Below are 11414 nucleotides of genomic sequence, written 5' to 3'. Positions count from 1 at the left end.
TTATGAAACAATGTTTCATGATATACTAAATAGAGGTGATTTTATGAGTATTATGACTCAATTAGAATTTGAATTAGATTTCTCCAGTTCTGAAAAAACAATTGCGAAATACATATTAGATAATGGTGAAGATATTCTTAATTTATCAGTAAAAGAATTAGCTAAACAAACTTATACTTCTCCAGCAACAATTGTTCGTCTTTGCCGTAAATTAGGACTTAATGGCTATGGTGACTTTAAAATCAAATATTCAGCTGAATTACAGTTTGATAAAAAAAACAAAAAACGCGTTGACGTCAACTTTCCTTTTGGAAACACCGACTCAAATAGCCAAATTGCATATCGGATTGCCAATCTGCATCAAGAAGCTATTGAAGACACCTTAAACTTAGTTGATTTTAAGAACCTTGACAAAATTATTAATTTACTCGATCAAGCAAGACGCATCTATCTTTTTGGAAATGGTAATTCTTTATTAGCTGGTTTTGATTTTCAACACAAAATGATGCGAATTGGTAAAATGGTGGAAATGCGAGCTCATGCTGGTGAGCAAGGTTTCTTATCATATACTTGTAGTCCTGATGATGTAGCCATTCTTATATCATATTCCGGCGAAACGAATGAAATGGTAGAACTTGCGAAATTTTTAAAAAAGATGCATGTTCCCCTTTTGGGTATTACTTCTATCGGGGATAATCAATTATCAAAATATTGCACTTATATTATGAATACAGGATCACGAGAAAAGATATTTTCTAAGATAGCTCCTTATTCATCCAAAACATCGATTTCTTATTTGCTTGATTTGATTTTTTCATGTATCTTTAGATTGAATTATGATCATTATATTAATGAAAAAATTAATCGTGATAAATTATTTGATCACCGTCATCCTTATAAAAGTCCCATCAATGATTAAAAGGCTGTTTGAGCAGCCTTTTAAATTTCAATAATTTGTCCGTCCTCTATTTTTAATTGAACATCACATTTTTGAGCCAATGATGGCGAATGAGTAACAATTATAATACATTTATTAGCTTGATGAGCTAAATCGATAAATGTTTTTAAAATTTCTTTAGAATTCTTTTCATCAAGATTACCCGTAGGTTCATCAGCTAAAATTAAATCAACATCTTTGGCAATTGCACGAGCAATAGCAATTCTTTGTTGCTGTCCTCCAGAAAGTTTGCGAATATCTCGTAAACTTTGTTCTTTTGAAAGCCCTAATTTTTTTAAAATATCCAGGCAATATTCTTTTTTATTCGGGATCTTCCGTCCAGCTATTTCAATTGCATTAGCAACATTTTCATAAGCATTCATATAATGAATCAAATTATATGATTGAAACACAATCGAAATGTCATTCCGACGATATTTATTTAATCCAATCCCTGCAGTATCTTGGCCTTTAAAAATAACTTTTCCACCTTTTGGCTTATCTAAACCACCAGCCAATACAATAGTTGTTGTCTTCCCGCTACCGCTAGCGCCAACAATTGCATAGATTTTTCCTTTTTCAAAACTATAATTAGCTTTATTCAAAATACTTACATTACTAGAACCATCTAAATAATGGTATGAAACATCTTCAAAATTCAAAATTGTTTCCATCTCTACCCCTCCTTCTTCACAAGAATCTCACGTGGTGATAATCGTAATACATAAGCAGATGGAATAGCGATTGAAACAAGACAAATTGCAATTGTAATCCCCGCTAATTGCATTACTGTAGTAGTTGTTAAAGACACATCTAATTCTGTATTTTCCGGTCCATTAAATGCTTGATCGAACATTTTATCATTACCGGATGTCGAATTAGTGTTATTGCTATCGTTATTTTGATCTCTGATTTCCGGCATCTGCATTTGAACTTGATTATTGTTCGTTCCAGATTCTAGCATATTTCCAACTACATTTGATACTAACTTTCCGGTACCTAGTGAAATAACAAAGGCAACAGCCGCAATCAAAAGCATCTCAAATAATTGTTGTAAAATAATTTTCACTTTACTTTGTCCTAATGATAAAAATACACCAATTTCATAATATCTGCTTCTGATTGTTAAAATTAAAATCAAGCATAGAATAGCACTTCCGGCACCAATTACAACGATTAAAAACATTGTTGCAAATGATTGAGTATTTTTTAAACTACTTACATTTTGCTGATATAAACGATCATTTGCATCAAGCGTATATGTCTCAAAATCGATATCACTCTTTTTTTGTGCTAAGGTTTGAAAAGCTTCAATATTCTCAGGGTCATCTAAATAATAAGTTGCCGATGTAATATTTGTTTCACTCCCCGATAATGTTTGACCAATAGATAAATCTGTATAAATTGTATTAAACGGATTACTTTGCCCAGGTCCACCCATTGTTTTAGCATCTGTCACCTCGTAGATTCCGACAATAGTTAATTGTTGTGTTACTATTTCTTCATTTATAGTAGTATAAACTGTAAATGTATCACCTACATTTAAATCATTATCAGTAGCTAAATTTGTTTCAATGACACAATTATTTGTTCCGGCATCATCACTTGATAATAATCGTCCCTGTTTTAGAGTACTACTTTCTTCTGTGAAACTATCTAAATATTCCATCGTCGTATTTGCACTGATTGAAAAATCTCCTTGATTTGCTGATTGGAAATTTTCTTGTCCATCAGGACGTTCCATTGTTTGATTATCTTGACTTGTGGTCAATTCAACAGCTGTAATATCATCGCTACTTGCTGTGGTTGAAATAGCATAATTATAATTTTTTACATATTTTAAATCTTTTAACTGGTCAGCCATCGCAATTGTAACACTTGCTGCTACTTCACTAACTGCTTGCCCTTTTTCACGTTGACCCATCATATTTTGCATATTTGTTGTCAATGTTACATCATTGCCAAGTGATGTTCTAATTTGCTCCATTGATTTTTTCGAAGCACTCTGGATTGACAAACCTGCAATAATCAAGTTCGCAATTACTGTCATTATTACAAATAATAAAACTGTCTTGCCAATATTCTTTTTAATACTTAGAAATGCATTTTTTAACATATCTTAACCTCCTGAAAAAAATATAGCAAACTATAGTTAAGGATAAAATCGTTCAATTATGTAAAAAAATAGGAAACTAAAGTTAGTTTCCCTTATCTATATTTAATTGTAGAATCTTCTTGATTTCCTGATACAACTATTTCATCATCACCTAATTGATCTTTAGCATTGTCATTACTTGACTGTTGCCCATGTTTTGGTTTTTTCATAAATTCACCTCAATAATATTATGTACTATTTTTAATATTTAATTCAAAATTTTTAAAAAAATATTATCAAATGATACTTCTTATACTAGACTAATATCTACCGCAATAAGAATTATTCATTTCGACTATCTTTGATTCTTTTTATGTAATAAAATAATCTTAATAGTTTTTATTCATATAATATTATTTACATTTTTATAAAAAAATAAGACTGTTTTACAGTCTTATTCATCACCAAAGCAAATTCCAATCGCTTTTGCAGCTTTTACTAATTCACCATTAGGATCTACATGTTTTTGTTTTCCAAATTTAGCATCACCGATTACTTCCTCTAAAGATGTATAAGACATTTCTTCACCTTTTAAAGTAACAACATTACCAAATTTACCTTCTTTAATCAGCTCAAGTGCTTTTACACCAAAACGAATTGATAAAATACGATCATATGCTTGGATATCTCCTCCACGGATGATATGTCCTGGATTAACTGAACGAACTTCATGGTTAGCAATTGCCTGTTCAAGATCATCAGCTACCTTTGCAGCTAATCCTGAATAACGAACTGGATCAGGACTATCTTCAACGATTTTTCCAATCACCTTAGTCCCATCAGCATATTTAGCACCTTCTGCTACTGCAATTACAGTGTATGGATAACCTTCAGCGTCGCGTTTTGCAACGTGCTTAACAATGTTATCAATTGTAAATGGAATCTCAGGAATTAAGATACATGAGGCATTTCCTGCCATTCCTGAATATAACGCAATCCATCCAGCATCTCGTCCCATCAGCTCACAACAGATAACTCGATGATGTGATTTTGCCGTTGTATTTAACCGGTCAATAAATTCAGTTCCTACTGAAGAAGCACTGATAAATCCATAAGTTAAATCAGTCGCTGGCAAATCATTATCCATTGTTTTAGGGATACCAATTACATTAACGCCTTTTCTTGAAAAATCACGAGCACTTGTTAAAGTACCATCACCACCTAAAACAACCAGCACATCGACACCAGCTTTTTTTAAGTTTTCGACACCAACATCAGAAACGTCTTTTTTTACCTTTCCGCCATGACCATCATCAACAAGATAGTCGAATAAGTTATCTTTATTAGAACTATATAAAATAGTTCCACCTTCTTTATAAATATTCTCTACCTTATCAACTGTCAATTCTATGTAATCATTGTTATAAAGACCACGATAACCATAAACATAGCCAATAACTTCATACCCGTATTCATTAATAGCCGCTTTGGTTACTGCTCTAATAACAGCATTTAACCCGGGGCAATCTCCGCCTCCAGATAATAATGCGATTCTTTTTACGTCTGCCATAAACATCCCTCCATAAACTTTATTATATGATTTTTTATAATAAAACTCAATAAAAATGTTACCGTTTACATAAAATACGCAATATTTATAAAATTCAACAAAATATTATAAAAAATATTAACTTCTGCCTTAAATAAACAACATCTATTTATTATAAAGATGACTACATTACTTTTAAAGATTCAATAAATAATTACTCAATAATTAAATTATTATTATAAAAACAAAAATATCTACTTTACGTTATAATATCTTTATAGGAGGGGTCTCCATGAGAACAAATGAAGTTGAAAAAATCACAGGTTTAACTAAACATGCCATACTTTATTATGAAAAAGTGGGAATCATCCGACCCAAAAGAACAAATAATGGTTACCGTAACTACAGCCATGACGATTTACAAACGTTAAAACTTGTGAAATTTTTACGTAATTTAGATATTTCAATTGATGATATCAAAGCAATCTTAAATAATAAATGCAGTTTAGATGACTGTTTAAAGATTCATAAGCGCAACATTGATCAAACAATTTCTGAATTAGAAGATCTTCAAAATACAATATCAACATTCAAAGATATGCATATTCCACTAATTCCTGCATTAGAAAATATTAAATTAGTTCCAGAGAAAAAAGGGCTTGGATATCGAAAAACAAGTAAAACAATAGCTTATAATCGCCCACTAACTAGAGCCATGGCAATACGACAGGTCATTTCTGCAGGAATTATTGCTTCGATTTTTACTTACGGTATTTATATTTGGATTTGGAGCGAAAAATGGTATTATTTAGAAAATTTATATTTTGTCGCAGTCGTCTTTTTAATAAATATTTTAATTTTTATTTTTGCTAACTTCCAATTTATGATGCATCTTTACGATAAATCAAGAAACCAATCTATTGAATTTTTAGAAGAAGGAATAAGAATTTTCAAGCGTAAAAATTCTTTTCACCATTTTAAATATGTACTTTCTGCCTTGATTAATCAGCATTATAAATATCAAAAGTTTTATTTCTACCAAGATATTGAAAAACTTGTCGTTCAAACTAGATAGCGTTTTATCCCTCTTTATAGTTTAGGTACTGGAGGCCCAAGCACTGATATGTATGAAGTAGATATCACACTTTATTTTAGTGATGGTGAAACTTATTTTTTATTGGGACCTGAAACATTTAATAATGACAGTCAGCTGATTGGACATATTTTAACAGAGAAAATTCCCAATATTGTAGATCCCGACAATATCCTAACAGCTTACCAAAATAAAATAAATCTAACCGATTACATGACATCACAAAAAAGTATGATTTCCAGATAATAGAAATCATACTTTTTTATTCTAGTCACTCAATATTTTTTATCTATGATTATTTAAATATTCTTCAATGATCCAAACCGGCATTCCAATAACAGTCTCTAAGTTTCCTTCTACTTTAGCGACTAATGCCTTACCTTCACCTTGAATTGCATAAGCTCCTGCTTTACCTGGCCATTCGTTTAAATCAAGATAAGCGTTAATTTCTTCATCAGATAATTTTTTAAAAGTGACTTTAGTTCCATCATGGTAAGTAGAAACTTTTCCATTATCAATGATTGCTACCGCTGAGTAAACAGTTTGGGTCTGATCAGATAACAATTTTAACATTTCATAAGCTGCCTGACGTTCAGCAGCTTTTCCCAGCATCTGATTTTCTAAACATACCATAGTATCTGCTCCAATAACAATATCACTAGGGTATTTTAAAGCAATGGGTGCTGCTTTTTGATAAGCTAACTTCTCTAAACGTAAAGGAAGTGCCAAACTTTCATCTAGCACTTCCTCAATTTCTTGAAAGTCGATTATAAAATCAAACTTATGTAATTCTAATAATTCTTTTCTTCTAGGTGAACTACTAGCAAGAACAAGCCTTTTCATTATTCTGCCTTTGGTTCTTCTTTAGGTTCTTCTTTTTTAATTGGTTTAGGAAGTAAAGCCTTGCGTGAAACATTTACTTTTCCCTTATCATCAACTTTAGTGACTTTAACTTTAATGATATCACCTAATTTTATCACTTCACCCATTTTTTTAGTTCTTTCATATGCATAATCAGAGATATGCAAAAAACCATCTGTTCCGTCAAACAAATTAATAAAAGCATAATTATCTTCTACTCTTACTACTTTACCATCATAAACTTCGCCAACTTGCGCTTTTTTAACAATTTTTTCAATTAGCTCAACTGCTTTATTGATTGCAGCTTGATCATAATGATAAATAACAACTGTACCATCTTGTTCAATGTCGATCTTAACACCATCAGATTGTTCAATGATTTCATTGATTGTTTTACCCCCCTGACCAATAACCGCTTTGATTTGATCAGGTTCAATCTTCATCATTTGTACTTTTGGTGCATATGGTGATAATTCATCACGTGGTGCTGCAATCGCATCCATCATGTTTGCCATAATTTGTTTACGAGCTACTTTAGCTTGAGCTAAAGCCTCTTGTAAAATTTCTTTCGTAATACCATCAATCTTAATATCCATTTGTAATGCACAAATACCCGCATCAGTTCCTGCAACTTTAAAATCCATATCTCCTAAATGATCTTCCATTCCTTGGATATCTGTCAAGATAGTATATGCATCCCCTTTTTTTACTAGTCCCATAGCTACTCCAGCTACTGGTGCCTTAATTGGAACACCGGCTGCCATTAAGGCCATTGTCGAAGCACAGATAGAAGCCTGTGAAGAGGAACCATTAGATTCCAATACTTCAGAAACCACTCTAATTGTATAAGGAAAAGCTTCTTCACTAGGAATCACTTGTGCTAAAGCTCTTTCGCCTAAAGCGCCATGCCCAATTTCACGACGACCTGGAGCACCCATTCGTCCTGTTTCTCCAACTGAATATGGCGGGAAATTATAATGATGCATAAAACGTTTTTGATCTTCTAACCCTAATCCATCTATTTTTTGATGTTCTCCAATTGCACCTAATGTTGCAACCGATAAAACTTGCGTTTCACCACGTGTAAATAACGCTGACCCATGAACTCGAGGTAACAAATCAATTTGCGAATCTAATGGCCTGATTTCATCGATTTTGCGTCCATCCGGTCTTATTTTATCTTCAGTAATTAATCGACGTACTTCATCTTTTTCTAGATCATGTAAAATGATTCCAACTTGTTTCATCACATCAGCTTTTATTTCTTCATTTTCATATTCTCTATTGTCATATTCCTCTGTCACTTGAGCGATTAGATCATCAATTGCTCCATATCTCTCTAATTTACCGGGAATTGAAACTGCTGCAGCCATTTCGGCTTTAGCACGTACTGCAACTTCTTCAACTAAATCATTATTTAATTCAAACAATGGAATTTCAATTTTTTCTTTTCCACAAGCCTCAACTACTTTTTCTTGGAAAGCAATTAATTCTTTGATTTTTTCATGACCAAACAATAATGCTTCCAACATTACCTCTTCACTAACTTCTTTAGCATCAGCTTCAACCATATTGATAGCATCTTTGGTTCCAGCTACCTCTAAATTTATTAAAGAATTCTCTAGCTGTTCTGGTGTTCCGTTAACAATGAATTCACCATCAACCAAACCAACGTTGACCCCTGCAATAGGGCCATTAAAAGGTATATCAGAAACACATAAAGCCAGTGATGCACCTAACATAGCCGCCATTTCTGGAGTTGCATCTTGATCTACAGATAAAACGGTGTTAACACTTTGCACTTCATTTCTAAACCCATCTGCAAATAATGGTCTAATTGGACGGTCAATCATTCGAGCTGTTAATGTCCCATGTTCACTAGGTCGCCCTTCTCTTTTTAAAAATCCACCTGGAATCTTTCCAACTGAATATAATTTTTCTTCATAAGTTACTGTCAATGGAAAAAAGTCAACATTTTTTGGTTCTTTCCCTGCCACAACAGTTGATAAAATAACTGTATCATTATATCTTACCAATACAGCTCCATTAGCCTGCTTAGCTAATTCTCCTACTTCCACACTTAGATTTTTACCATAAAAATCCATACTAAACACTTGTTTATTCATTCTTTCACCTCATCTATTATCCTAGCCATTATAACATATAAATTTGCATTTCAAAACAATTTATTACTTAACTACTGCAAAAGAGATTAAAAAGATGCTATAATATTGATTAGAGGTGATTTTATGAATGAAAATGAATTAAAAAGTTTAGAAGTATACAATGAAAAGTTTAAAGAAGACCCAACTTCCTTCAATGATTTTCAGGCCAATGATTACATTAAACTATTGAAGAAAAGCGACAACAATGAAGAGGCAATTGAGGTTGGAAAGACATTTATGTCATTATGTCCAAATCTTCGCGGATATCTGAATCAATATGGGTATGCACTTTATAATAAGTTCATCAATATTGATGATGAAAAAATTAGAGATAATGAAGATCTTTTCTTTAGTGTCTTAAAAGATATTTTAGCTGTATGCAAACAGGAACGTTATTCTCCAATGGAACCTTCAGTAAATCGTGCTATTAAATATTTACAACGTGAAAAACCTGAAGATCCTAACAAATTAGTTGAAATGCTTGATTTACTTGATCCTAATCTATTAGATGATAAACCATTTACTAATGATGAAGGAAAAGAATTTGAATCTAAAAAAGAACGCTACTATCGATTAAAAGTAAAAGCTCTATACGAGGCCAAACGTTCAAAAGAATGTGTTGATACTGCTAACAATGCACTATCTCTATCTTTAAAATGGCATTTTAATACATTGCAATGGATTAATTATCAAAGAGCGTGTTCATTAGTCGAACTAGAACAATACGATGAAGCTAAAAAAGTATTCTTATCTTTACATAACCGAATCCGTAATGTTAATTTCTACGAAGTTCTTTATAAAACTAATGCTCAAACAGGCAACATTAAAGAAGCAAATGCTTATTTACTATATGAATTTTTTGAAAATGGATATTCAATTAATCATTTAGGAATTTATACACGCTTGATGGAGGCTACACAACGTACTGAAGACCCGATGTTAATTGAAATTGTAGATGCTTTCTTAACAAAATTAACTGCTGAAAATAATCGTGAATATACTCCAGTTGCTGATTATGGTGAAAAATATAACGATCAAACATCAGAAGAATTATATGATGAATTATATGAAAAAGTAATGAATAATTTAGGTAAATATGTAGAACGTGTTGAAGGAACAGTTGTTCATTATAATAATCAGCGTGGTCTTGGGACTATCTCGCGTTATGATGAAGATGGTATTTTCTTTAGACAAGCCGATTATGTTTACGATGAAGATGTTCAACGTCGTGATAAAGTTGAATATACCCCAATTGAAACATTTGACAACAAGAAAAACGAAATTACAAATAAAGCTATTTTAATTATTACTACTGAAGAATATCTGGATTTTGGATATTAAATAATGGTTATTAGGAAACTTCCTAATAACCATTATTTTTGTCTATCTAAAAATTCTTGCATTGCTTTAATACTCTCATTTGAAATCACATGTTCAATTAAACAAGCGTCTTTATCAGCAACTCCTTCGTCTATGTTCAAAACTTCAACAAATAATTGTTTAATTGTTTGATGTTTACCACAGATAAACTCAGCCGTTTCTTTCCCTTTAGGCGTTAGTTTTACATCCGCATACTTTTCATATATAACATAGCCATCTTTAGCCAAAACCACAACTGCATTATTGACACTTGGTTTAGATACACCTAAATGCTTAGCGATATCACTGACTCTAGCTTTTTTTCCATCTAATGAAAGTTCATAAATTAATTCTAAATAGTTTTGCATCGCAATTGACATTTCTTCCATTTGTTCCACCTCATTAAGAATAATCATATCATAATATTACTTCATCAGCAACTTATATGCCCATATGCAATAGGCTTTTATGCATAGTAATAATTGAGGTGAAAAAATGGAATATTTATTATCGTTAAATCCATTTATAATTGTATTAATTGTAGCAACATTTAACTGGTTAATGACCTTCTTTGGAGCATCGTTAGTTCTATTTGTTCGCAAAGCCAGTCAAAAACTCATTTGTATTGCTCTTGGCAGTTCTGCTGGAATTATGGTTGCTGCTTCATTTTTTTCATTATTACTTCCAGCAAAAGACCAGCTTGAAGCTGGAGGTAAACTTGATTTACTAATCATTCCATTTGGTTTTATTTGTGGTGTAGCATTATTGATGTTGATTGATAAACTGCTCCCCCATGAACACATGATGTCACATGAACAAGAAGGAATCAATCCAGGTCGCTTTTCAAAAAACAAGCTATTAATGTTAGCTATGACCTTACACAATATTCCTGAAGGTTTAGCAGTTGGTGTGGCATTTGCAGGATGTCACGATGGAAATTACTTACCAGCTTTAATCTTAGCTCTAGGAATTGGTATCCAAAATTTTCCTGAAGGTACTGCTATTTCTTTACCTATGCATCAATGCGGAAAAAGCCGTTTTATTGCCATGATGTATGGACAATTTTCTGCTATTGTTGAAATCCCAGCAGCATTATTAGGCTTTATTTTTGCCACTCTAGTCAATGGAGTTTTACCATTCGCTCTTTGTTTCGCAGCCGGTGCCATGTTTTTTGTCTGTATTGAAGAATTAATTCCTGAAGCTAATGCAACTGAAGGAATTGATTTGGGAACAATAAGTTTCATGATTGGTTTTGTCATTATGATGTCTTTAGACATTCTTTTATCATAAATACTATTTAAAGTAATTAAATTTGTTTAAATCCTAAACAAAAAATACTTTTTTAGAAATAAAGC

The 11414-nt window shown here is 32.0% G+C and carries 11 protein-coding genes; 5 read left to right on the top strand and 6 right to left on the bottom strand.

Annotated features, from left to right (window positions below; translation table 11 throughout):
• Positions 1 to 43: 43 nt before the first annotated feature.
• Entirely contained in the window at positions 44 to 919 is an 876-nt protein-coding gene (locus tag KTF99_RS05540; RefSeq protein WP_008791791.1) for a MurR/RpiR family transcriptional regulator, read from the top strand.
• Between the two features lie 20 nt (positions 920 to 939).
• On the opposite strand, the gene KTF99_RS05535 is transcribed toward KTF99_RS05540, so the two are convergent.
• The 3 genes from KTF99_RS05535 to KTF99_RS05525 form a co-directional block, all read right to left on the bottom strand.
• Positions 940 to 1611 (bottom strand): ABC transporter ATP-binding protein, encoded by a 672-nt coding sequence (locus KTF99_RS05535; RefSeq protein WP_029479957.1) that lies wholly within the window; start codon positions 1609 to 1611, stop codon positions 940 to 942.
• Between the two features lie 2 nt (positions 1612 to 1613).
• A complete protein-coding gene (locus KTF99_RS05530; RefSeq protein WP_029479955.1) occupies positions 1614 to 3053 on the bottom strand; it encodes an ABC transporter permease in 1440 nt (479 codons plus the stop codon).
• 433 nt (positions 3054 to 3486) lie between these two features.
• A complete protein-coding gene (locus KTF99_RS05525) occupies positions 3487 to 4602 on the bottom strand; it encodes a 6-phosphofructokinase (RefSeq protein WP_003538129.1) in 1116 nt (371 codons plus the stop codon).
• A gap of 271 nt (positions 4603 to 4873) precedes the next feature.
• On the opposite strand from KTF99_RS05525, the gene KTF99_RS05520 reads away from it, so the two are divergent.
• Both KTF99_RS05520 and KTF99_RS17020 read left to right on the top strand, forming a co-directional pair.
• Complete coding sequence (locus tag KTF99_RS05520; protein ID WP_254210095.1) at positions 4874 to 5656, top strand: MerR family transcriptional regulator; 783 nt, start codon at positions 4874 to 4876, stop codon at positions 5654 to 5656.
• 48 nt (positions 5657 to 5704) lie between these two features.
• Positions 5705 to 5920 carry a hypothetical protein gene (locus KTF99_RS17020; RefSeq protein WP_254210094.1) on the top strand — a complete coding sequence of 72 codons (216 nt, stop codon included), beginning with the start codon at positions 5705 to 5707 and terminating at the stop codon, positions 5918 to 5920.
• Between the two features lie 39 nt (positions 5921 to 5959).
• Here the strand turns inward: KTF99_RS17020 and KTF99_RS05515 are convergent, their stop codons facing one another.
• The gene (locus KTF99_RS05515; protein WP_029479953.1) at positions 5960 to 6517 is read right to left on the bottom strand and encodes a Maf family protein; all 558 of its coding nucleotides are present in this window, start codon (positions 6515 to 6517) and stop codon (positions 5960 to 5962) included.
• Positions 6517 to 8661, bottom strand: a complete 2145-nt coding sequence (gene pnp, locus KTF99_RS05510) for a polyribonucleotide nucleotidyltransferase (protein ID WP_009009069.1) — start codon at positions 8659 to 8661, stop codon at positions 6517 to 6519. Before pnp ends, KTF99_RS05515 begins: the two co-directional genes overlap by 1 nt.
• 123 nt (positions 8662 to 8784) lie before the next feature.
• Between pnp and KTF99_RS05505 the strand changes: the two genes are divergently transcribed.
• Positions 8785 to 10041, top strand: coding sequence for a hypothetical protein (locus KTF99_RS05505; RefSeq protein WP_003538124.1), 1257 nt, complete (start codon positions 8785 to 8787; stop codon positions 10039 to 10041).
• 32 nt (positions 10042 to 10073) lie between these two features.
• Here the strand turns inward: KTF99_RS05505 and KTF99_RS05500 are convergent, their stop codons facing one another.
• The gene (locus KTF99_RS05500) at positions 10074 to 10448 is read right to left on the bottom strand and encodes a metal-dependent transcriptional regulator (protein WP_009300605.1); all 375 of its coding nucleotides are present in this window, start codon (positions 10446 to 10448) and stop codon (positions 10074 to 10076) included.
• Between the two features lie 106 nt (positions 10449 to 10554).
• Between KTF99_RS05500 and KTF99_RS05495 the strand changes: the two genes are divergently transcribed.
• A complete protein-coding gene (locus KTF99_RS05495; protein WP_003538122.1) occupies positions 10555 to 11349 on the top strand; it encodes a ZIP family metal transporter in 795 nt (264 codons plus the stop codon).
• The last annotated feature ends 65 nt before the right edge of the window (positions 11350 to 11414 follow it).

Origin of the sequence: Erysipelatoclostridium sp. MSK.7.34 (assembly GCF_019041935.1) — a bacterium.
GTDB lineage: Bacteria > Bacillota_I > Bacilli_A > Erysipelotrichales > Coprobacillaceae > Thomasclavelia > Thomasclavelia ramosa.
This window is presented reverse-complemented; position numbering and strand designations above follow the sequence as displayed.